This window comes from Segatella copri (genome assembly GCF_009494835.1).
Taxonomy (GTDB): domain Bacteria; phylum Bacteroidota; class Bacteroidia; order Bacteroidales; family Bacteroidaceae; genus Prevotella; species Prevotella copri_F.
Genome location: NZ_VZBE01000052.1, coordinates 30,966 through 52,332 on the forward strand (window position 1 = coordinate 30,966; position 21,367 = coordinate 52,332).

General features: G+C 46.2%; 19 protein-coding genes and 1 tRNA gene. 13 read left to right on the forward strand and 7 right to left on the reverse strand.

The window, feature by feature from the left end:
- Positions 1-68: 68 nt before the first annotated feature.
- Together hisS and F7D47_RS07235 are read left to right on the forward strand one after the other, a co-directional pair.
- A complete protein-coding gene (gene hisS / locus F7D47_RS07230; RefSeq protein ID WP_022121877.1) occupies positions 69-1,433 on the forward strand; it encodes a histidine--tRNA ligase in 1,365 nt (454 codons plus the stop codon).
- A 124-nt stretch (positions 1,434-1,557) separates the two neighbouring features.
- A complete protein-coding gene (locus F7D47_RS07235) occupies positions 1,558-2,550 on the forward strand; it encodes a rhamnogalacturonan acetylesterase (protein ID WP_153080183.1) in 993 nt (330 codons plus the stop codon).
- Between the two features lie 445 nt (positions 2,551-2,995).
- Here the strand turns inward: F7D47_RS07235 and F7D47_RS07240 are convergent.
- The 3 genes from F7D47_RS07240 to F7D47_RS07250 all read right to left on the reverse strand — a co-directional run bounded on the left by F7D47_RS07240 (position 2,996) and on the right by F7D47_RS07250 (position 4,550).
- Positions 2,996-3,066: transfer RNA gene (locus F7D47_RS07240), tRNA-Cys, on the reverse strand.
- Between the two features lie 416 nt (positions 3,067-3,482).
- Entirely contained in the window at positions 3,483-3,704 is a 222-nt protein-coding gene (locus F7D47_RS07245; protein ID WP_022121874.1) for a hypothetical protein, read from the reverse strand.
- Positions 3,705-3,737: 33 nt separating this feature from the next.
- On the reverse strand, positions 3,738-4,550 hold the full coding sequence (locus F7D47_RS07250) for a hypothetical protein (protein ID WP_006848669.1): 813 nt from the start codon (positions 4,548-4,550) through the stop codon (positions 3,738-3,740).
- Between the two features lie 130 nt (positions 4,551-4,680).
- Here F7D47_RS07250 and F7D47_RS07255 point away from each other — a divergent pair, with 130 nt between their 5' ends.
- Genes F7D47_RS07255 through F7D47_RS07265 form a run of 3 tightly spaced genes read left to right on the forward strand, consistent with a single transcriptional unit; the run spans position 4,681 to position 8,208 of the window.
- A complete protein-coding gene (locus tag F7D47_RS07255; RefSeq protein WP_006848668.1) occupies positions 4,681-5,955 on the forward strand; it encodes a replication-associated recombination protein A in 1,275 nt (424 codons plus the stop codon).
- Between the two features lie 59 nt (positions 5,956-6,014).
- Positions 6,015-6,662 (forward strand): trimeric intracellular cation channel family protein, encoded by a 648-nt coding sequence (locus tag F7D47_RS07260; RefSeq protein WP_117585997.1) that lies wholly within the window; start codon positions 6,015-6,017, stop codon positions 6,660-6,662.
- 37 nt (positions 6,663-6,699) lie between these two features.
- Positions 6,700-8,208, forward strand: coding sequence for a glycoside hydrolase family 10 protein (locus F7D47_RS07265; RefSeq protein WP_117585987.1), 1,509 nt, complete (start codon positions 6,700-6,702; stop codon positions 8,206-8,208).
- 130 nt (positions 8,209-8,338) lie between these two features.
- Here the strand turns inward: F7D47_RS07265 and F7D47_RS07270 are convergent, their stop codons facing one another.
- The gene (locus F7D47_RS07270) at positions 8,339-8,788 is read right to left on the reverse strand and encodes a hypothetical protein (RefSeq protein WP_022121870.1); all 450 of its coding nucleotides are present in this window, start codon (positions 8,786-8,788) and stop codon (positions 8,339-8,341) included.
- Between the two features lie 230 nt (positions 8,789-9,018).
- On the opposite strand from F7D47_RS07270, the gene F7D47_RS07275 reads away from it, so the two are divergent.
- From F7D47_RS07275 to rsxA, 7 genes are all read left to right on the forward strand, one after another.
- Positions 9,019-9,432 carry a SoxR reducing system RseC family protein gene (locus tag F7D47_RS07275; protein WP_118064879.1) on the forward strand — a complete coding sequence of 138 codons (414 nt, stop codon included), beginning with the start codon at positions 9,019-9,021 and terminating at the stop codon, positions 9,430-9,432.
- 84 nt (positions 9,433-9,516) lie between these two features.
- Positions 9,517-10,359 carry a Fe-S cluster domain-containing protein gene (locus F7D47_RS07280; RefSeq protein WP_117692396.1) on the forward strand — a complete coding sequence of 281 codons (843 nt, stop codon included), beginning with the start codon at positions 9,517-9,519 and terminating at the stop codon, positions 10,357-10,359.
- Between the two features lie 2 nt (positions 10,360-10,361).
- The gene (rsxC, locus tag F7D47_RS07285; protein WP_153084851.1) at positions 10,362-11,714 is read left to right on the forward strand and encodes an electron transport complex subunit RsxC; all 1,353 of its coding nucleotides are present in this window, start codon (positions 10,362-10,364) and stop codon (positions 11,712-11,714) included.
- A gap of 50 nt (positions 11,715-11,764) precedes the next feature.
- On the forward strand, positions 11,765-12,766 hold the full coding sequence (locus F7D47_RS07290; protein ID WP_153084852.1) for an RnfABCDGE type electron transport complex subunit D: 1,002 nt from the start codon (positions 11,765-11,767) through the stop codon (positions 12,764-12,766).
- 13 nt (positions 12,767-12,779) lie between these two features.
- Positions 12,780-13,484 (forward strand): RnfABCDGE type electron transport complex subunit G, encoded by a 705-nt coding sequence (locus tag F7D47_RS07295; protein ID WP_153084853.1) that lies wholly within the window; start codon positions 12,780-12,782, stop codon positions 13,482-13,484.
- Between the two features lie 6 nt (positions 13,485-13,490).
- Positions 13,491-14,075: an electron transport complex subunit RsxE gene (gene rsxE / locus F7D47_RS07300; RefSeq protein WP_022121864.1), complete on the forward strand. Its 585-nt coding sequence runs from the start codon at positions 13,491-13,493 to the stop codon at positions 14,073-14,075.
- Positions 14,076-14,116: 41 nt separating this feature from the next.
- Positions 14,117-14,719, forward strand: coding sequence for an electron transport complex subunit RsxA (gene rsxA, locus F7D47_RS07305; RefSeq protein WP_006848658.1), 603 nt, complete (start codon positions 14,117-14,119; stop codon positions 14,717-14,719).
- Between the two features lie 168 nt (positions 14,720-14,887).
- On the opposite strand, the gene F7D47_RS07310 is transcribed toward rsxA, so the two are convergent.
- A complete protein-coding gene (locus F7D47_RS07310) occupies positions 14,888-15,883 on the reverse strand; it encodes a hypothetical protein (protein ID WP_153084854.1) in 996 nt (331 codons plus the stop codon).
- Between the two features lie 319 nt (positions 15,884-16,202).
- Here F7D47_RS07310 and F7D47_RS07315 point away from each other — a divergent pair, with 319 nt between their 5' ends.
- Positions 16,203-17,684 (forward strand): tagaturonate reductase, encoded by a 1,482-nt coding sequence (locus F7D47_RS07315; RefSeq protein WP_022121862.1) that lies wholly within the window; start codon positions 16,203-16,205, stop codon positions 17,682-17,684.
- 142 nt (positions 17,685-17,826) lie between these two features.
- Here F7D47_RS07315 and F7D47_RS07320 read toward each other — a convergent pair whose 3' ends face one another.
- Positions 17,827-19,818, reverse strand: coding sequence for a KUP/HAK/KT family potassium transporter (locus tag F7D47_RS07320; protein ID WP_153084855.1), 1,992 nt, complete (start codon positions 19,816-19,818; stop codon positions 17,827-17,829).
- 319 nt (positions 19,819-20,137) lie between these two features.
- Positions 20,138-20,998, reverse strand: a complete 861-nt coding sequence (locus tag F7D47_RS07325) for a tRNA threonylcarbamoyladenosine dehydratase (RefSeq protein WP_153084856.1) — start codon at positions 20,996-20,998, stop codon at positions 20,138-20,140.
- Positions 20,999-21,367 lie beyond the last annotated feature (369 nt).

Here is a 21,367-nt window from a genome sequence, read left to right on the forward strand (position 1 = left end):
TGTTTACTTTGAGGGGTTTACATGGCGCTAGACATTAAACATTTAACATTCATATTAAACATTAATAAATGGCTCAGAAACCAAGTATACCAAAGGGCACGAGAGATTTTGGTCCTGTTGAGATGGCGAAACGCAACTACATCTTCAACACCATCAAGGAAGTGTATGCTCTTTATGGATTCCAGCAGATTGAAACCCCTGCCATGGAAACCCTTCAGACTTTGATGGGCAAGTATGGTGAAGAGGGTGATAAACTGCTTTTTAAGATATTGAATTCAGGCGACTATATGAATAAGGTGAGCGATGAGGATATTCATTCTCTCGGTTCACTCAAATTAGCAGCGAAACTTTGTGAGAAGGGTCTTCGTTATGACCTGACTGTTCCTTTCGCACGTTACGTAGTGCAGCACCGCGAGGAGTTGCAGATGCCTTTCAAGCGTTATCAGATTCAGCCAGTATGGCGTGCAGACCGCCCTCAGAAGGGACGTTACCGTGAGTTCTATCAGTGTGATGCTGATGTGGTTGGCTCTGATTCTCTCCTGAATGAGGTCGAGTTGATGCAGATTGTTGATACCGTGTTCACCAAGTTTGGTGTTCGTGTATGCATTAAGATTAATAACCGCAAGATTCTTACCGGTATTGCAGAGGTTATCGGCGAGGCTGAGAAGATTGTAGATATCACAGTAGCCATCGATAAGCTTGATAAAATCGGACTTGACAATGTAAACGAAGAGTTGCGCAATGACGGCATTTCTGAAGATGCCATTGAAAAGTTGCAGCCAATCATCTCATTGTCAGGAACTAATGATGAGAAACTTGAAGTGATAGCGAAGGTTCTCGAAGGTTCAGAAGTTGGTTTGAAGGGTGTAGAGGAAACCAAGTTTATCCTCGATACTTTGAAAACTCTTGGCTTGAACAACGAGATAGAACTGGATCTCACCCTGGCTCGTGGCTTGAACTATTACACAGGTGCAATCTTCGAGGTGAAGGCGCTTGATACTCCAATGGGAAGTATTACAGGTGGTGGTCGTTACGACAACCTCACCGGCATTTTCGGTTTGCCAGGTTTGAGCGGTGTAGGTATCAGTTTTGGTGCTGACCGTATTTATGATGTGTTAGGTGCGCTCGACCTTTATCCGAAGGAGGCAGTAAATGCTACTCAGGTACTGTTTATCAACTTCGGTGAAAAGGAGACAGCTTACTGCCTGCCTATAGTAAGTGCAGCTCGTGCAGCCGGTATCCGTACCGAAATCTTCCCTGATAAGGCGAAGATGAAGAAGCAGATGAGCTATGCCAATGCCAAGAATATTCCGTTTGTGGTGCTTGCAGGTGAGAATGAGATGGCTCAGGGCAAGGTTACGCTTAAGAATATGGAAACTGGCGAACAAACCTTGGTTACTGCCGAGGAATTGATAGCCAAAGTAAATAAATAATACTCTCTTTCTCGTCCTCTCGTGCTCGTATATGTGAATATGCGGTGCGGCAGGGCGAGAGCTTTTTATGTGTTAGCGTGTATGCCTAACTATAATTTTAGTAACTTCTAAAAACTACAGACAAATGAAAAAAATAAAAGCTATTTTATGTGTATTCATACTGGCGTTGCTGATGACATCCAGCACAAAGACAACAACGATTTTTGTAATAGGTGATTCTACTGCTGCCGAGAAAGGTGGTTTTAGAAATAATCCAGAGCGAGGATGGGGGATGGTATTGCAAGGCTTTTTTGATGACAAGGTGATTGTTGACAATCATGCTGTTAATGGTCGTTCTTCTTTGAGCTTTATCAATGAAGGAAGATGGAAAAAGGTTTTGGATAGAATAAAGCCAGGTGATTATGTGTTTATCCAGTTTGGGCATAACGATGAGAAGTCTATGCCTGACCGTCATACTGATCCGGGATCTACTTTTGATGCAAACCTTGCCAGATATGTAAATGAGACCCGTGCCAAGGGTGGTATTCCTGTATTATTTAATGCGGTGGTTCGTCGCTGCTATTATTCTGCAGAATTAAAGAATGATGATGACGAGAAGCTTCGCAATAAAGTATATGATGGAAAGGAACAGATTAATAGTGATACGCTTATCGACACCCACGGGGCTTATGTGATAGCTCCCCGCAATGTAGCAAAGCAGCTGAATGTTCCGTTTGTTGATGCTACCAAGATTACCCACGATATAGAAACGGGCATGGGTATTGAAGGCAGCCGCAAATTACATATGTGGTTTATGCCTGGCGAGAATCCGCAGGTTCCTAAGGGTAAGAAAGATAATACTCATTATAATGTATATGGTGCACGTGTGGTTGCCGGTGCGCTTGCTGATGCTGTAGCTGAGCAGGTGCCAGCGCTGAAGTCTCATGTCTGCCATTATGATTATGTAGTCTCTGCAGAAGGTCGAGGCAATTTCATGGATTTGCAGAAGGCTGTAGATGCGGTTCCTGTAGGCAAGAAGGCTGTTATCCGTATTTTGGGTGGTGAATGGAAGAAGCCAATCATCGCAAAAGGCAAGAAGATTAAGTTTGTAAAGTCATTTGGTGCTAAAATCAAATAGTAACAGGCTTTTTTAAAACTCCCGATATCTTTGAAATTACATGGCGATGTAAAAGTCTGTGCGTCGTGACATAGAACAAAATGCATCGCCATGTAGTAAACCAATACATAAAAGGAGTACTTTCACAAGCACTCCTTTTCATATTATACAAAAACATTATGAATTATTTCTATTAGCGAACAAGATTTTAATTTCTATCTTTGTCTCAATTATCTAAAAGTTTCAAACGTTCACCAGAATTACTTTTGGCAAGGGGCAATTCCTACTCGTAGGATAACCTCAGTTCTGATGTTTATCATTTACGGTTGCAAAGGTACGAAGATTTTTATAATTGTGCAATACCTAAAAATGGGGGTTTTGATGAATACCTAGAAATGAGGAATGAAAATGGGGGAGAGTAGATATGAAAAAAGGAAGTCCTTATTGAAGAACTTCCTTTTTTATGAGGTGTCTAGCGGAGTCGAACCGCTCTACACGGTTTTGCAGACCGTTACCTAACCGCTCGGTTAAGACACCTTGTGTAGAACAATCATTTCTGATTTGCGAGTGCAAAGGTACTACTTTTTATTGGTTCTACCAAATTTTTATGCAACTTTTTTAATTAAAACAATCACTTTCTTTGTATCTTGCTCATAATGAACGGGTTCTGAAATGCTTTAATTTTTGTCTGGTTTCCTCGCTGCATGACAGTAAAAGTAGTTTTAGCAGCTCTTTTATGAGAGCTACTCTTGTTCTTTCCGCTGAGTAGCCTCTTTCTTTTTATTCTTTTGGCATTTCTCAACGAACGGGCAACCTGAACATTGATAGTTTTTACACTCTCTTGCTTGTTTGATGGAGCGGTAGATACAAATGGCGGCATACGTGATGCATGCCGCCAATATGATTGCTATGATGATATACTGTATCATAAGCATAGGTAAATTAACATAATACTAACCTACGGCGTTATAACCATTGGTTGAGTTTTTGCGCATGATGTCGCGGATGTTCATCTCCTTGAAACCCTCTGCGCGTTTCTGCTCTTCAAGCTCTTTCTCTTCCTCGATGTCCTTTTCTGAACGGGTGAAAGTGAAAGCCTTGTACTTAAATTCTGCAATCGCCCAACCTACGAGGCCCACAGCGATTAATGCAACAAATCCAATTAATGCGTTCATTTCTCTTTATATTATAATAATGTATAAACTGAATTAATAATCATCGTCGGCTACGTCTTCTGCATCATCAAGACCGAGGTTCTCCGGGTCTTCGAAGGTAGTACGGTAGCTTTCCTCAGTAAGCTTGTCGTCATCGAATGCATCGTCATCCTCATCTGGATCGTTGTAGTGATCCTCGATTTCTGGTGCATCCTCGTCTTCATCCTCGTCTGGGTCGAGCAGGTCGTCATTGCGTTTCAAATCATTCTCATCTTCGAATCTCATGCGAACCTTTTCTACCTTTGGCTTCTCCTTGGCAAAGATAGCTTCTACCCAAGAACCTTTTGGTACAACGAGCACTTCGTAGTCATCAGCGAGCTTTTTCTCGTACAGACCTCCTGGCTTTTTCAGGCGGTCAGCAGGAAGAGTAGTTGTGCTGATGTCGAAATTACTTTCGATGATGTCCTGGATGCTCTGAGGCAGACTCTCCCAGCCACCACCAAAGTTGCGCTCCAAGAGTTCGATGAGCTTATTGGCGGTGATGTGACTTACATTTTCGTAAGTAAGATCAGTAACACGCATGATAGGGCGCTTTTTGATGGCATACTTCTCCTTCTTGTCGTTGATACGGAAAGTGCCAATCTTAAAGCCGCGTGCCATCAGTTTGTCAATCACTTCAGGACGGTCTACCGTCACTGGTTCCATTTCGAATGCGCTGCGGATCACTGCGATATACTTGTTCTGGTAATCCTTGAGGTCAGCATCCTTTTCTGCTGCTTCCCAAAGACGGAACACATCGTTCTCCTGCAATTCCCAAATGCTACTTTTAGTAACATTCTTCAGTGTTAATATTTTATCTTTATTCATCTTCAATTGTGTTTGTGTGTGCAAAAGTAAGTACTTCTTTTTATATATCCAAATTTTCTTGCTGTTTTTTTGTGTTTTTGGTCACTTTTTTATTTGGAATTCGATTTTTTTCATTACCTTTGCACGTACTATGAGTGAACCATTAGCTGAAAGAATGAGACCTCACACGCTTGCTGACTATGTAGGACAGCAGCATTTGGTAGGTGAGGGGGCCGTGCTGCGCAAGATGATTGATGCAGGGCGCATATCCTCTTTTATCCTCTGGGGACCCCCTGGAGTGGGCAAGACTACCCTTGCTCAAATCGTGGCACAAACCATCAAGGTGCCGTTCTTCACCCTCTCTGCGGTGACCAGTGGCGTAAAGGATGTCCGCGAGGTGATAGAAAGAGCAAAAAGTGGTAGATTCTTTAATTCGGCTTCTCCTATATTGTTTATTGATGAAATTCACCGTTTCTCCAAGAGTCAGCAGGATTCGCTTTTGGGTGCGGTAGAGAAGGGTATTGTTACGCTGATAGGTGCTACCACCGAGAATCCTTCATTCGAGGTGATTCGGCCGCTGTTGTCCAGATGTCAGCTCTATGTGCTCAAACCGCTCGAAAAGGCTGATCTTGAAGGGCTTCTGCATCGTGCCATTACGCAGGATGTAGAACTCAGAGAAAAGAATATTAAGTTGGAAGAGACGGGCGCGCTGCTGCGATATAGTGGTGGAGATGCCCGAAAACTACTCAATATTCTGGAACTGGTGGTAGAATCTGCCGGATCTTCAGAGATTGTGATTACCGACAAGATGGTAGAAGAGCAGTTGCAGCAGAATCCGCTGGCTTACGATAAACAGGGTGAGATGCATTATGATATTATCTCAGCCTTTATCAAGAGTATTCGTGGAAGCGATCCCGATGCTGCGCTCTATTGGATGGCGAGGATGATAGAAGGAGGAGAAGACCCGCAGTTTATAGCCCGTAGGGTTGTGATTAGTGCCTCTGAGGATGTGGGACTTGCTAATCCGAATGCCCTCCTGCTTGCCAATGCTGCCTTCGATACGGTGATGAAGATAGGGTGGCCCGAAGCGCGTATCGCCCTTGCTGAGGCTGTGGTGTATCTTGCCACGAGTCCGAAGAGCAACAGTGCTTATCTGGGCATTAATGATGCGCTGGCTACTGTACGGCAAACGGGTAATCTGCCTGTTCCGCTGCACATCCGCAATGCTCCTACCAAACTGATGAAAGATTTGGGCTATCATGACGGATATAAGTATCCTCACGATTATCCTGGACATTTCACTGAGCAGCAGTATCTGCCAGACGAACTGAAGGATGCCCGCTTCTGGCATGCGCAGCATTCGCCTTCCGAGGAGCGCCTCTACAACTGGATGGTTACCTGTTGGGGAGAAAGATTCAAGAATTAGTGATTAGAAAGAATAATTAGAAATTGATATTTAGAGCAACTAACTGATACGAGAAAATGATGATACATGGCGATCCTGAATTCGTGCTCACGCTTCATAGCGTGATAGAATTCATCGGAACATTTGCTTTTGCCCTTTCGGGCATTCGTCTGGCAGCAAGTAAGCACTATGATTGGCTGGGCGGTTTTGTTTGTGGTGTGGCTGTAGCCATAGGTGGTGGAACCATACGAGATGTGATGCTTGGTGTGCGTCCGTTTTGGATGTTGAGCCCTATCTACCTGATTTGTACGCTGTTTGCGCAGTTGGTAGTGATTGCTTGCCACCGCTATCTCAAGCGTCTTGACAATACCTGGTTTCTGTTTGATACCTTGGGCTTGGCGCTTTTCAATATTGCGGGCATCCAGAAGTCGCTCGAATGTGGTTTCTCTTTTTGGGTAGCCATCATCATGGGCTGTATTACGGGTGCTGCAGGCGGTGTTATCCGCGATGTACTTCTTAATGAAGAGCCGGTCATCTTCCGAAAGGAGATTTATGCGATGGCTTGTGTCGCCGGTGGTTTGGCTTATTGGGGATTGAGCTATCTGGGTGTGAGCCTCTATATTACGGTGATTGTAGCTTTCAGTGTGGTCTGTGCCATCCGATTGCTGGCTGTAAGATACCATATTTCACTCCCGAAGCTGAGGGATGAAGAACAAACTGTAGAATGAAAAGGAAAAAAAGAAATTGATAAATAACAGATAACAGATGAAAAGACTGAAAGCGATTTTGATGCTCGTTGTTGCAATGATGCTGATGTCGTCGGCAACAATGAAGGCTCAGAACAAACGAGAGTTTCGTGGAGCCTGGATACAGTGCGTTAACGGACAGTATCTGGGTAAGAGTACGCAGCAGATCCAGGCGATGCTTACCAGACAGCTTGATGAACTGCAGAAGGATGGCGTGAATGCAATTATCTTTCAGGTTCGAGCCGAGTGTGATGCTCTGTATAAGAGTGATTTAGAGCCTTGGAGCAAGTTTCTTACGGGGGTGCAGGGAAAGGCTCCTTCTCCTTATTGGGATCCGTTGCAGTGGATGATAGAGCAGTGTCATAATCGTGGCATGGAGCTTCATGCCTGGATTAATCCTTATCGTGCCAAGCATAGCGTAACTTCCTATGAGCAGGTTTCGCCGAAGAATATCGTGAAGAGGCGTCCTGATCTCTGTTTTCAGTATGGCAAGCTGACGCTGTTGAACCCTGGGTTGCAGGCTGCAGCCGACTATATTTGCGAGGTGGCTGTAGATATAGTAAGCCGATATGATGTTGATGGATTCCATATTGATGATTATTTCTATCCATATCCAGAGGCCGGACGTCAGATTCCTGATCAGCAGCTCTTCCGCCAGCAGTCGCGCGGCATGCGAAACATAGGTGATTGGCGCCGTGATAACGTGAGCCGGTTTGTAAAGCAGCTCAGCGAATCCATTCATGCCGTTAAGCCTTGGGTCAAGTTTGGTGTTTCTCCATTCGGCATCTACCGCAACAAGCGTACCGATCCTAATGGCTCTGAAACTTTCGGCCTCCAGAATTATGATGATCTTTATGCAGATGTATTGCTTTGGGTGAATAATGGTTGGATAGACTATTGTGTGCCTCAGATTTATTGGGAGATAGGCAATCGTGCTGCCGATTACAAGACGCTCATAACCTGGTGGAATAAGCATGCTGGCAACCGCCCATTATATATAGGTGAAGATATAGAGCGTACAGCCAAGTTTGCTGACCCAGTCAATCCGCGCAGTCATCAGTTGCCTGCCAAGCACCGTTTGCATCAGCAGATGAATAATGTGAAGGGCACTGTGCTCTGGTATGCGCAGACTGCTGCCGATAATGTAGGTAATATCGGACATACACTCCGCAATAATTATTGGAAGTATCCAGCATTGCCACCTTCTATGCCTTTCCTTGATAATAAGGCGCCAAAGGGGGTAAAGGGTGTCAAGCTGATGTGGACCGAGAAAGGTCCGCTGCTGGTATGGAAGGCTCCTAAGGCTAGCAAGAAAAAGTGGGGCGATCAGGTGAACCGTTTTGCTATCTACCGTTTTGAGAAAGGTGCTAAGGTAAATCTCAATGATGTTTCTGCACTCCAGGCAGTAACTTATGATAATTTCTATCGTATACCTTATGTGAGTGGCAAGAAATATGTGTATGTAGTAACTGCTCTCGACCGTGTAGGAAACGAAAGTAAAGGTAAGAAAAAGAAAATTTCTTTTTAGATTGGTTAGATGATATAAACGGAAAGACCGTTAAAAACAGAAAAACCGTTGTACTCGATAGGAAAGAGTGCAACGGTTTTTTATTTTGTTGGGATGGGGGGAGCGGGTAGTCCTTTCATCCTGTATTTTTTTATTCTTTCAGCAGGTCGTTCAGGAAGTTATCCAGGTCGTTGTCCAGATTCTCCATCAAGTCACCACCTACGATGATTGTATCATCGTCAGCAAGATAGAGCTCGCCAATATGCTCTTTATCCTCATCTTCGAGCACAAAGCTGTATGGCTTGAGAATGCCGAGATGATCTATGGTATCAGCCTGTTTGCGCAATACATCGCGAAGCAGCTTTGCTACCTCGTCGTAGAAGTCTTCATCCTTGTTTTCTATCCATTGCTCAACAACGCAGCGGGTAATCTCGTTGTCATCGTCGTCAAAGGCCAGGAGTTCGCCACTGTCTTGCGAAACCCTAACGTGGATGTCGGTCATTTGAGAAGTCTCGTCGTCAGATTCTGGCGCTGGGAACTTTTGAGCCACTTTTCTGATAAAGCGCTCTACTTGCATGATTGTTTGCTCTAATGTTTCCATATCAATTCTTTAATAATCAATGCAAAGATACATAAAAAATTGATATCACCAAAAGAAGTTGCTAAAAAAAAGCATTTTTGCTTTTAATTTGTTTTCAAATACCCCGATTTTTAGGGCATAGATAACGTTTACGCTCCTTTTTCATATTTTCTTTTCGATTTTGTTTGTCATTTCTAAATAATGTAGTATCTTTGCACTTGAATTGCAAAAATGCAATCTCAACATTACAAATGAATAACAAAATAAAACATTCTGGCATCGTAGAGAGCGTAGAAGAAGGTTGTGTGTGCATTCGCATTGTACAGTCGTCAGCCTGCAGCGCTTGCAAGGTGGCTGCTCATTGTACTGCATCTGAATCGAAAGAGAAGATGATTGAGGTTTCTACCTCAGAGGCATCTCTCTACCACAAAGGCGATAGCGTGGTGGTGACTGCTGATTCGGCTGTAGGCTTCAGAGCCAGTTTCTATGGCTATCTCTTGCCGCTGATACTGATGGTGATCGCTTTGGTGGGTGTACTGAAAGCTACTCACTCAGAGGGAGCCGCAGCGCTCTCGGCATTGGGCATTCTCATTCCATACTACGTGGTGCTCTACTTATTCAGAAACAAACTTAAAAACAAACTGAGCTTCTCTATAGAAACATAGGGTGCGTGATGTGCTCCTGTGGTTTCTGCGATGAGCCTTTATTTTAAAACAAAGAAAAAATAACAAAACAAAACACAAAAAATTATGAATTTTATTTTGATTGCTGTCTTGGTTCTCGGAGCAATCGCGCTGATTGCAGCGCTGGTTCTCTTCGGAGTATCTAAGAAGTTTGCCGTCGAAGAAGACCCTCGCTTGGGCCAGGTAGGAGAGATTTTGCCAGGTGCCAACTGTGGAGGTTGCGGTTTTGCCGGATGTTCCGGTATGGCTGCAGCTCTGGTGAAGGGTGCTGATGCCGGTTCTATCGATGGACTGATGTGTCCGGTAGGTGGTGCTGACGTGATGGGCAAGGTAGCCGACCTTTTAGGTATGGCAGTAGCCAATACCGAGCCAAAGGTGGCTGTGGTTCGTTGTAATGGTACTTGCGAGAATCGTCCTCGCATTGCCGAGTATGATGGTTTGCACACTTGTGCAGCTATGAATTCATGTGGCGCTGGCGAAACAGGTTGCGGATTCGGCTGTCTGGGTTGTGGCGATTGCGTGGCTGCCTGCCAGTTTGGCGCAATCTCTATCAATCCTGAAACTGGCATTCCTGAGGTTGATGAAGAGAAGTGTACGGGTTGTGGTGCTTGCGCCAACGCTTGTCCACGTCATATCATCGAGCTCCGCAAGAAGGGTCCTAAGGGCCGTAGAGTTTACGTTCAGTGCGTAAACCACGACAAGGGCGCTGTTGCCAAGAAGGCTTGTAGTGTTGCTTGCATCGGATGCGGTAAGTGTCAGAAAGTCTGTAAGTTTGATGCTATCACCATTGAGAACAATGTGGCTTATGTTGACTTCAATAAGTGCCGCATGTGTACCAAGTGTGTTGACGAATGCCCAACAGGTGCTCTAGTAAAAGTAAATTTCCCAGTTAAGAAAAAGGAGGAATAATCATGAATTTGAGAACTTTTAGAATTGGTGGAGTTCACCCAGAAGAGAATAAGATTACTGCCGAGATGGCTACTCAGGTAGCTCCTCTCCCTAAGCAGGCGATTTTCCCACTTGGTCAGCACATCGGTGCTCCTGCCAAGCCTGTGGTTGCCAAGGGCGACAAGGTGAAGGTGGGTACACTCATTGCTGAGGCTGGTGGCTTTGTGAGTGCTCCTATTTACAGTTCCGTATCAGGAACTGTGTTCAAGGTAGATACATCTATTGATGCTACCGGTTATCGCAAGCCTTGCATCATTATTAATGTAGAAGGCGATGAGTGGGAGGAGAGCATCGACCGCTCTGAGAAGCTTGAAACGCTCGAGGCTCATACTGAGCTTACTCCAGAGGAAATCGTAAATCGCATCAAGGTAGCAGGTGTCACTGGTATGGGTGGTGCAGGTTTCCCAACTTTCATCAAACTTTGTCCTCCTCCTGGAGCCAAGGCAGAGTGCGTGATTATCAATGGTGTAGAGTGCGAGCCTTATATCACAGCCGATTATCGTCTGATGATGGAGCATGCTGATGAGATTCTCGTTGGCTTGAACCTCCTGATGAAGGCTGCCAAGGTAGAGAAGGGCTACATCGGTATCGAGGATAACAAACCTGCTGCTATCAAACTCTTCGAGGAGAAGACAGCCAATGATTCTCGTATCGAGATTGTGCCTCTTGCCAAGAAGTATCCTCAGGGTGGTGAAAAACAGTTGGTTGATGCGGTTATCCGCCGCCAGGTTCCTGCTCCTCCAGCTATCCCTGTCAACGTTGGAGCAATTGTTCAGAATGTAGGTACTGCCTTCGCTGTTTATCAGGCAGTTATGAAGAATAAACCTCTCTTCGAGCGCTATACTACCGTAACCGGTAAGCAGGTGAAGAATCCAGGCAACTTCCTCGTACGTATGGGTACTCCATTCTCTCAGATGATTGAGAATTGTGGAGGTTTGCCTGAGGGCGACAACAAGGTGCTGGCTGGTGGTCCGATGATGGGTAAGGCTGTAATCAGCCTCGATGTACCGGTAACCAAGGGTACCAACTCCATCACCGTATTGACCGATGCTGATGCTCATCGCAAGAAGGCTCAGCCATGTATCCGCTGTGCCAAGTGTGTGGATGCCTGCCCAATGGGCCTGGAGCCATACTTGCTCGCTACCTTGAGCGTAGTGAAGGATTATGAGCGTCTGGAGGCAGAGGAGGTAACATCCTGCATTGCCTGCGGTTCATGCCAGTTCACCTGTCCTTCACATCGTCCTATCCTCGATAATATCATCAACGGTAAGGCAGCAGTAATGGGCATCATCAGAGCTCGCAATGCCAAGAAGTAAGCTTTCACGTCAAGAATGAATTTCATTTAAGAAAGAATTTAAAAGATAAAATGGGAAAATTAATCGTTTCATTATCGCCACACGCTCATGGAAATGAGAGCGTAGAGAAGAACATGTACGGAGTGATTATCGCTCTAGTGCCTGCCATCCTCGCATCTTTCTATTTCTTCGGCTTGGGTTCAGCAGTCGTACTGCTTACCTCTGTGGCAGCCTGCGTCTTCTTTGAGTGGGCAATTACAAAATATCTCCTGAAGGAGGAGACCAGCTTGCTCGATGGTTCTGCCATCATCACCGGTCTCTTGCTCGGCATGAACTTGCCTAGTAACCTTCCTCTCTGGATCATCATCATCGGTGCCCTGTTCGCCATCGGTGTAGGTAAGATGAGCTTCGGCGGTTTGGGTAACAATCCTTTCAATCCCGCTTTGGTAGGCCGTTGCTTCCTGCTCGTCAGCTTCCCTGCCCAGATGACTTCATGGCCTATAGCCGGACAGATGCTCAGCTATACAGATGCAACAACCGGTGCTACTCCGCTGGCTATCATGAAGACAGCCATCAAGACGGGTGATGCTTCTGTTCTCAACCAGTTGCCTGATGCGATGAGCCTGCTCTTCGGTGCCACTGGCGATACCTTCGGTGCCGGTACTACCGGTGAGGTTTGTGCATTCGCCCTCTTGCTCGGTTTGGCTTACATGCTCTGGAAGAAGGTCATTACCTGGCATATTCCAGTCAGCATCATCGCTACCGTATTCGTTTTCAGCGGTTTGATGCATTTGGCTAATCCTGTTTATGCCAATCCTCTGGCTGTCATCTTTAGCGGTGGTCTGATGCTCGGTGCCATCTTCATGGCTACTGATTATGTAACCTCTCCGATGACCCACAAGGGCATGCTTATCTACGGTGTATGCATCGGTCTGCTGACCGTCATCATCCGTAACTGGGGTAGCTATCCAGAAGGTATGTCGTTCGCCATTCTTATCATGAATGCGTTCACACCTCTTATTAACACATACGTTAAACCAAAGCGCTTCGGTGAGAAGCCTGTTAAGAAATAAGGAGGACAGAGACATGCAGAAATTAGAATCATCATTAAAGAACATGGTGCTTGTGCTGGTGGGCGTAGCGCTCATCGTAGGTGCCGTGCTTGCATATATCAATCATCTTACATCTGGTCCTATCGCCGGGAAGGCTGCACAGAGTCTGGCTACCGGTATAAAGAGTGTGATGGGTACAGAAGAACTCCAGGTAGCTGAGCCTGAAGAGGTGAAGCAGGAGTTTGGCGGTAAGGAATTCTCTTTCACCATCCACAAGTGCTCAGACAAGAGCGGCAAGCAGCTGGGTGCTGCCGTAGAGAGTACTACCGGTGGTTTCGGTGGCGATCTGAAGGTGCTCGTAGGTTTCGATACTGAGGGCAAGATTATGGGTTATACCGTGCTTCAGGCTTCAGAGACTCCGGGTCTGGGCGCCAAGGCTGCTACCTGGTTCCAGAAGGACGGAAAGGGTAGCATCATCGGTAAGACTCCAAAGGATGGCGACCTCCACGTATCTAAGGACGATAAGAGTGGCAATGCCGTAGATGCCATCACCGCTTCTACCATTACCAGCCGCGCCTTCCTCAAGGCTATCAACCAGGCTTATGCCGTTTATGCCAAGAAGGATGTTGACGGCGAGAGTGGTGCATCTCAAAAAGCAGATGCAGAGAGTGGTGCATCTCAGAAAGCAGATGCAGAGAGTGGTGCATCTAAAGTTGAACATAACGAAAAGAAAGGATAAACCGATATGAGTAATGTTAAGATTTTGATGAACGGACTCATCAAGGAGAATCCAACCTTCGTGTTGCTTCTCGGTATGTGTCCTACTTTGGCTACAACAACCAGCGCCATCAACGGTCTCTCTATGGGATTGGCTACCATGGCGGTGCTGATCTGTACCAACTTTGTTATTTCCTGTATCAAGAAGATTACCCCGGATATGGTTCGCATCCCTGTTTTCATCGTAGTGATTGCAGCCTTCGTAACCATCCTTCAGATGTTGATGAGCGCTTATGCTCCCGACAGCATCAATCAGGCGCTGGGTATTTATATTCCGCTGATTGTAGTAAACTGTATCATCCTGGGTAGAGCAGAGAGCTTTGCTGCCAAGAATTCGCCTATTGCCAGCCTCTTCGATGGCATTGGTTGCGGTTTGGGTTTCACCCTCGGTTTGACCATCCTGGGTAGTGCTCGCGAGATTCTCGGTGCTGGTAGTGTATTCGGTATCACTCTGTTGCCGGAGACTACCAACATTCTGATGTTCATCCTGCCTCCTGGAGCTTTCCTCACCTTGGGTTACATCATTGCTATATTTAATAAGGTAAAGAAGTAAGCGTAGGCATCGCTTCAAATCAATGAAATAAAATAGAAATTATGGAATATTTATTGATATTTATCTCTGCGATATTCGTCAACAACATCGTCTTGTCGCAGTTTCTCGGTATCTGTCCATTCCTGGGCGTATCGAAGAAAGTTGATACAGCCATCGGTATGGGTGGTGCCATCGCTTTTGTCTTGACCCTGGCAACCATCATTACCTGGTGTGTTCAGAAGTATGTACTCGATCCGTTCGGATTGCAATATCTCCAGACCCTGGCGTTCATCCTCGTGATTGCAGCCTTGGTTCAGATGGTAGAGATTATCCTGAAGAAGGTTTCTCCTGCACTATATCAGGCACTCGGTATCTTCCTGCCTCTGATTACTACCAACTGTGCCGTGCTGGGTGTAGCCATCCTGGTTATCCAGAAGGATTACAATCTGCTTGAGAGCGTGGTTTACGCCTTCTCTACAGCTCTCGGCTTTGCCCTGGCTCTCATTGTCTTTGCCGGCATTCGTGAGCAGCAGGCTTTGGTCCGTATTCCTAAGGGCATGCAGGGCGTAGCTATCGTCATGGTAACTGCAGCGCTCCTCAGCCTCGCCTTCATGGGATTCTCGGGCGTAGATGGCGGTTTGAAATCGCTCTTCGGATTGGAGTAAAACTTTTACTGAAAAGTTGATAAAATAATAATGGGAATTTGCGAATGGTATGAACCGATGCAAATTCCCATTTTTTGTACTTGATTTTTCTTTCTCTCTTACTTGAGGTCTTGATTTTTCTTAACTCTCTGTCTTTATAAACTTGAAATTTTAACTCTTTCTCTTTTCTTATCTTCTGTGTCCGAAGCTTCCACCGCCATTGTTCTTGCTTGGTGTAGAAGAGCGAGGGGTGAATCCGCCGCCACGGTTGCCAGACCCGCTGCTGAATGAACGGCTCATGCTGCTGCGGTTGCCCCCGAAGATATTACTTCTTCCGCTTCCGAAGCTGCTGTTTCCGAAACCACGGCTGCTGTTTCCGAAACCACGGCTGTTGTTTCCGAAACCACGGTTGTTGCTGGTGCTGCTGTTGCTGCTGCCGAACCCGCGGTTAGGGCGACTGTTGCTATTGCCGAAACCCCGGTTGCTGCTGTTGCCGAAGCCTCCGTTGTTATTTCCGAATCCTCCGTTTTGTGGTCGGCTGCTGTTTCCGAAGCCAACGTTGTTGTTAGGGCGGCTTGCATTACCGAAACCACGGTTTGGGTTCATCTGAGGTCTGTTCTCGCGGTTCAGATTCCCGAAAGATCTTCCTCTGCCGTAATCACCACGGTTGAATCCGTCTCTCATACCTACTCTAGGATATCCACCTGGGTGAGGGCCGCCAAATCTTCTTCCGTGATACCAGCTTCTGTTTCCGTTTACTCGCCAGCTATGACCTCCACGGTAAGATACGTAGAAGTGAGGGCGACCGAAGTAGAAATAGTCGCGGCGCGGATAGCGGGCGTAGATGCCGAAGTGCCAGTAGCCCGCATTCCAGTAGAGCGGACGGTAGAAATAGGTGGCATTGAGATATGTTCTATACTGCCAGTCGAGCAGGATATAGCTCAAATCCATATTGCGCTGGCGCCAGTAAGCACCATACAGGTCATCGTATGTATCTACACTCATCAGGTAGTCGAGGTTCACCTCGTAAGCTGCCTCATACTGGTCTTCCGTAAGATTGAGCTCGTAAGCCATCTTGTCTGTCAGGAAGAGAGCCTGCTGTCTTGCCTGCTCATAACTCATTGCTGAAGCGGTAGTGAATGTCATCATGAACATGGCTACCAGAGCTATTATCATTCGTTTCATAATCGTATATCTTTAAATTGTTATACTTCATGTTTCTTTTTTCTGGTGCAAAGATACGATGTTTTTTGCTTCCACGGTCGGGATTTCCCCTAAAGGGGTGGGGGAAAATCCCTACTTCTTTATTTTGTGCCTGCGCAGTTCTATATATAATAAGGTATAGAACCGGAGTGGAGCGTAAAGGTTTGCGTGAAGTTTTTCGCTGTTTTTGGAACAATCAAACGAAATATTTACTACCTTTGCACTCAGAAAAAAACAATCTGATGAATAGATTGGAATTTAAAACGGAAAGTAAAAATAATAAAGACAAAATAAACAAATCATGAAAGAGCTAAAAGCATTAAACAAGCGCACTGCTCCTAAGAGCGTCGCTCCAGAGAAAATCATTCAGTTTGGTGAAGGTAACTTCCTCCGTGCATTCGTAGATTGGATTGTATGGAATATGAACAAGAAGACCGACTTCAACGGTTCTGTCGTTGTAGTTCAGCCATTGGCTGGTGGTATGGTTGACTGGCTGAACGGTCAGGACTGCCTCTATCACGTAAACCTTCAGGGTAAGGAGAACGGCCAGGCTATCAACACATTGGAGCGTATCGACGTTATCAGCCGTGCACTGAATCCATATTCTCAGAACCAGGCTTTCATGGCTTTGGCTGAGCAGCCAGAGATGCGTTTCATCATCTCTAACACTACAGAGGCTGGTATCGCATTCGATGACTCTTGCAAGTTTACAGATGCTCCTGCAGCTTCTTATCCAGGCAAGTTGGTTCAGCTCTTGTTCCACCGCTACAAGTTCTTCGAGGGCGACCCAACCAAGGGTATGATCCTGATGCCATGTGAGCTGATCTTCCTGAACGGTCACCACCTCAAGGAGTGTATCTATCAGTATATCGAGCTCTGGAAGGGCGATATGGGTGCTGATTACGAGGGCTTCAAGGAGTGGTTCACAAACCACTGCTACGTTTGCGCTACATTGGTAGACCGCATCGTTCCTGGTTTCCCACGCGATACCATCAAGGAGATTCAGCAGAAGATTTGCTACAAGGACAACCTCGTAGTTAAGGCAGAAAGCTTCCACCTCTGGGTTATCGAGAAGGCAGAAAATATGACAGTAGAGCAGATGCAGGAGGAGTTCCCAGCTCATAAGGCAGGTCTCCACGTGCTTATCACGGATAATGAGAAGCCATACCACGAGCGTAAGGTTACCCTGCTGAATGGTCCTCACACCGTATTGAGCCCTGTTACATACCTCAGCGGTGTAAACATTGTTCGCGATGCCTGCGAGCACCCGGTATTGGGCAAGTACATCCACAAGGTACAGTTTGAGGAGTTGATGCAGACGCTGAACCTCCCAATGGATGAGTTGCAGAAGTTTGCTTCTGACGTATTGGAGCGTTTCGAGAATCCATTCGTAGATCATCAGGTAACCAGCATCATGCTCAACTCATTCCCTAAGTTTGAAACTCGCGACCTGCCTGGTGTCAAGATTTATCTTGAGCGTAAGGGCGAGTTGCCACAGGGTTTGGTATTCGGTCTCGCTGCTATCATCACTTACTATAAGGGTGGTGTTCGCGAGGATGGTGCTCCTATCCAGCCAAACGATGACCAGAAGATTATGGACAAGCTCACCGAGCTTTGGGCTACCGGCGATACCCAGAAGGTAGCTGAGGGCGTATTGGGCTTCGACTATATCTGGCACGAGGATTTGAACAAGACAGTTCCTGGTCTTACCGAGTTGGTTAAGAAGGATCTTGACCTTATTCAGGAGAAGGGCATGCTGGAGGCTGTTAAGACTATCCTCTAATTAAAAAAAATGTTCGTTCATAGGTTCAAATAACGATTAAGATTTGAAAAACAGTTATAAGGTTTTGTGTTAGTTGTTAGCTAAAATCTTCTAGCTAATAGGTTAAAGGCGGGGAGCTTGAGAAAGCGCCTCGCCTTTTTGTTTATTGTCTGCTTTGTGATGTTTCAGAATCCTTAATGACCTTAATGACCTTGTCCTTAATGACCGGATGGTTGATGATGAGCGGCACTCTTTCTACCACTACCATGGAAGTGTCGAGGCCCAATGCCTTAGGCTCGTCAATACCTATCTTGCTGATAAGAGCGTAGATACTCATCAGCAGGTTCTGTTGGCGATTATCTGAACTCTCCGGGTAATATACGCGGTGAATGATGATGAATCGGAAATCGCCCGGAATTCCGTATTTGCGCAGCGAAGGATAGGTGCTTTGCAAATCTACCTTTCCGTCTGCTACCAGATCTTCCACTACTTGTCGCAGATAGAGACTCACCCTAGGCTCTATGCGGAAACCAATGTGCATGGTTACGCTGTAGAGGGTGTCGGGAATCAGGGTCTCGCAGTTGTACTCCAGCGTGTCAGGAGTGTCAACAAACTCCATGTTGATAAGCCAGTAATGGTCAGCACGTTTCGGCTGCTTGTTGATGATGGAGTAGAGCAACTTGTCATCTACGGCACCTTCCTTGTCGGCGTGGTTCACATAAACCAGGTTGGAAGCGTACTTAGGGATGCTCTCGTCGGCCTTGATGTCGGAGATAATCTGATAATAATCATCCAGCGGTTTGGTGCTGATATAATGGCGGCGTATCTTCATGGCTTTCACCCACACGTACATCATCAGGAACAGGATTCCTCCAATGAGCATCGTACACCATCCACCTGCAAGAAACTTTGACAGATTGGCAGTCAGGAAGATGGCTTCGATGATGCAGTATGCGCCCATAAACAGCATCGTGAAAATCCGTGCCACTCCCTTGCTGTGCAGGTAGAAACCGAGCAGCAGGGTAGTCATCAGCATGGTGATGGTGATGGCGAGTCCGTAGGCTGCCTCCATGTGCGAGGAGTCGCGGAAGAGCAGGATGATGAGAACCACGCCGATGTACATGGCGAGGTTGATCATCGGGATATAGAGCTGCCCCTTAACATGGGTAGGATGCTTGATTCGCATGCGCGGCCAGAAGTGCAGGTTCATGGCTTCGCTCAATATGGAGAAGGTTCCGCTGATGAGTGCCTGGCTCGCAACGATTGCTGCACCCGTGGCCATGATGATGGCGAAGAACAGCATGCTCTGCGGCATGATGGCAAAGAACGGATTCGCTGCCAGTGCCGTATCTGCATGATTCAGCACCCATGCTCCCTGTCCCAGATAGTTGAGAATGAGCATGGTCTTTACGAAGCCCCAGCTGATGGCGATGTTCTTTCTGCCGCAATGTCCCAGGTCGGAATAGAGAGCCTCTGCACCGGTAGTACAGAGAAATACGGCACCCAGAATCAGAAACCATTCAGGCGATTTTGCCAGCAGCATGGCTGCATAATAGGGGTTGAAAGCCTTCAGTATCAATGGGTAAGACGTGATGCTGAAAGCTCCCACCACGCCCAGCAGCAGGAACCATAGCAGCATAAATACGCCAAACGATTTGCCAATACTCTCTGTGCCAAACCGCTGCACGAAGAAGATAATGGTAATGATGGCAAGGGTGATGGGGATAACTGGCAGGTTGGGACTGATGCTTTCGAGTCCTTCGATGGCTGTGGTCACGGTGATGGCAGGGGTGATGATTCCGTCTGCCAGCAGGGTGCTTGCGCCAATGATGGCCAGTAGGTAAATCCACTTGTACTTGAGTCGGCGCAGCAAGGCATAGAGGGCGAGGATGCCTCCCTCGCCATTGTTGTCGGCACGCAGCGCCACGCATACATATTTGATGGTGGTCTGGAGGGTGAGTGTCCAGATGATGCATGACAGTGCGCCCAGGATGGTGCTCTCGCTGATGCTTTCGCCTGTATGCAGGATAGCCTTCATCACATAGAGAGGTGATGTTCCGATGTCTCCGAATACAATGCCTAATGTAACGAGCAATCCCAGGAAGCCTACTTTGTGATGATTGCAGGCTACTGAACTTTCTGCTTTTTCTTTCATTTTTCTTCTCTTATTTAAATTAAATATTATCCTTTTTGGGACACGAAAATGTCCTTTGTGATTATAAATTTGCGTGCAAAGGTATAAACATAAGAGGTAAGATAGAATTTGTTTAACAAGATTTATCGGATTTAACCTTTATTCTTTTGAAGATATGAAGAGCCGAATAGAGGCGAATGCCGATAAGACTACTCCCGAGAAACTTCTGAACCTTGTGAAACTTGAATAATTAATAAAGGCGGGGAGCTTGTGAAAGCGCCTCGCCTTTTGCGTATGTTTTGTAAGTTCCTTTTCAAGTGACTGTTGTAAAGAAAAACAGTTATTCAATGATGTGGTTGATGACCATTCCTGCGATAGCCATTCCGAAGGTTGCGGTGATGTGGCAGAGCGAACCATTGATCTGTGCCTTAGTAGAGCACCATTCGTGTTCTACCAGTTGCTGGTCGCCCGGAGCATCATATACGGCAGTATCGGTACCCCTCTCTCCGCTAATGAGTTTGGCTTTCGGGCATAGGCATCCGCCCGTGCCGCAGGCTTTGTTTACCCCCTGGTTCTGCATCGGTTTTTCTTCACTGTATACGCACTGGAATTTTCGTCGTGGGAAGGTTTTGTTCTTCTTGAATTTCTTTCGCAGTGCTCTTGCCAGCGGGTCTCCATCCACCTTCCAGAATTCAGATTTTCTTACCATGAATGGGTCGGTGCGCAGGGCAGCTCCCATAGAAGATATAAAGGTGATTTCCTTAGGCAGGGCAGTGGCACGCAGAATGAGGTCAGCCTTATCCTTGAGCGAGTCGATGGCATCGATGATGAAGTCGTATTGCTCCATGTGGAATTCATCGGCAGTTTCTGCCTGATATATTTTCTGATAGGCTGTGATGTTGGCATCGGGGTTGATTTCGAGCAGTCGGTTGCGCAGCGCCTCTACCTTCACTTCGCCTAAGGTTCGGCTTGTAGCCATCAGCTGGCGGTTGCAGTTGGTTACGCATACCCTGTCGCTGTCTACGATAGTGATGTTTCTCACGCCGCTTCTCAGGAGTCCTTCTGCGCACCATGATCCTACTCCTCCGATACCGAAGATGAGCACTCTTGCCTTCTGAATTTTCTCAAGATTATCCTTTCCCAGGAGCAGTTCGGTGCGTCGCTGCATTCCCCGCTCCATTTTCGTTATTTTATTCTCCATTTTATTGTTTGTAAAGAATTCTAATGTATATATCTGATGCAAAGTTAGTGAATAAAATCCGATGTCGGCTGATATGAATAAATGTTTATAATTCTTTAACTCATTTAACTTCTGAACTTGCGAAACTTGAATCAACTTTAAAAAATAAATATGATGAAATCCTTTTCCATATTTTTTTTGAATTTCTCTTCTTTACACAATAATTAAAGCCCGATAGGAGAGCGTTGCTGCTTCCTGTCGGGCTTGAATCAACTTAAAAAATAAATATGATGAACTCCTTTCCGAAATTCGGCTAGATGTGGAAATCTACCAGTTTCAGCCATCGCTTGACATCAAACGACGGACAGTCTTTGTGAACGTTCGGCAAAT

Excerpts from the sequence above, each read along its gene's own strand:
- F7D47_RS07235 (WP_153080183.1), top strand. The coding sequence starts at position 1,558 with ATGAAAAAAATAAAAGCTATTTTATGTGTATTCATACTGGCGTTGCTG.
- F7D47_RS07295 (WP_153084853.1), top strand. The coding sequence starts at position 12,780 with ATGCAGAAATTAGAATCATCATTAAAGAACATGGTGCTTGTGCTGGTG.
- F7D47_RS07315 (WP_022121862.1), top strand. The coding sequence starts at position 16,203 with ATGAAAGAGCTAAAAGCATTAAACAAGCGCACTGCTCCTAAGAGCGTC.
- F7D47_RS07325 (WP_153084856.1), bottom strand. The coding sequence starts at position 20,998 with ATGGAGAATAAAATAACGAAAATGGAGCGGGGAATGCAGCGACGCACC.
- F7D47_RS07245 (WP_022121874.1), bottom strand. The coding sequence starts at position 3,704 with ATGAACGCATTAATTGGATTTGTTGCATTAATCGCTGTGGGCCTCGTA.
- F7D47_RS07255 (WP_006848668.1), top strand. The coding sequence starts at position 4,681 with ATGAGTGAACCATTAGCTGAAAGAATGAGACCTCACACGCTTGCTGAC.
- rsxE (WP_022121864.1), top strand. The coding sequence starts at position 13,491 with ATGAGTAATGTTAAGATTTTGATGAACGGACTCATCAAGGAGAATCCA.
- rsxC (WP_153084851.1), top strand. The coding sequence starts at position 10,362 with ATGAATTTGAGAACTTTTAGAATTGGTGGAGTTCACCCAGAAGAGAAT.
- F7D47_RS07290 (WP_153084852.1), top strand. The coding sequence starts at position 11,765 with ATGGGAAAATTAATCGTTTCATTATCGCCACACGCTCATGGAAATGAG.
- F7D47_RS07270 (WP_022121870.1), bottom strand. The coding sequence starts at position 8,788 with ATGGAAACATTAGAGCAAACAATCATGCAAGTAGAGCGCTTTATCAGA.
- F7D47_RS07310 (WP_153084854.1), bottom strand. The coding sequence starts at position 15,883 with ATGAAACGAATGATAATAGCTCTGGTAGCCATGTTCATGATGACATTC.
- F7D47_RS07280 (WP_117692396.1), top strand. The coding sequence starts at position 9,517 with ATGAATTTTATTTTGATTGCTGTCTTGGTTCTCGGAGCAATCGCGCTG.
- hisS (WP_022121877.1), top strand. The coding sequence starts at position 69 with ATGGCTCAGAAACCAAGTATACCAAAGGGCACGAGAGATTTTGGTCCT.
- rsxA (WP_006848658.1), top strand. The coding sequence starts at position 14,117 with ATGGAATATTTATTGATATTTATCTCTGCGATATTCGTCAACAACATC.
- F7D47_RS07250 (WP_006848669.1), bottom strand. The coding sequence starts at position 4,550 with ATGAATAAAGATAAAATATTAACACTGAAGAATGTTACTAAAAGTAGC.
- F7D47_RS07320 (WP_153084855.1), bottom strand. The coding sequence starts at position 19,818 with ATGAAAGAAAAAGCAGAAAGTTCAGTAGCCTGCAATCATCACAAAGTA.
- F7D47_RS07265 (WP_117585987.1), top strand. The coding sequence starts at position 6,700 with ATGAAAAGACTGAAAGCGATTTTGATGCTCGTTGTTGCAATGATGCTG.
- F7D47_RS07260 (WP_117585997.1), top strand. The coding sequence starts at position 6,015 with ATGATACATGGCGATCCTGAATTCGTGCTCACGCTTCATAGCGTGATA.
- F7D47_RS07275 (WP_118064879.1), top strand. The coding sequence starts at position 9,019 with ATGAATAACAAAATAAAACATTCTGGCATCGTAGAGAGCGTAGAAGAA.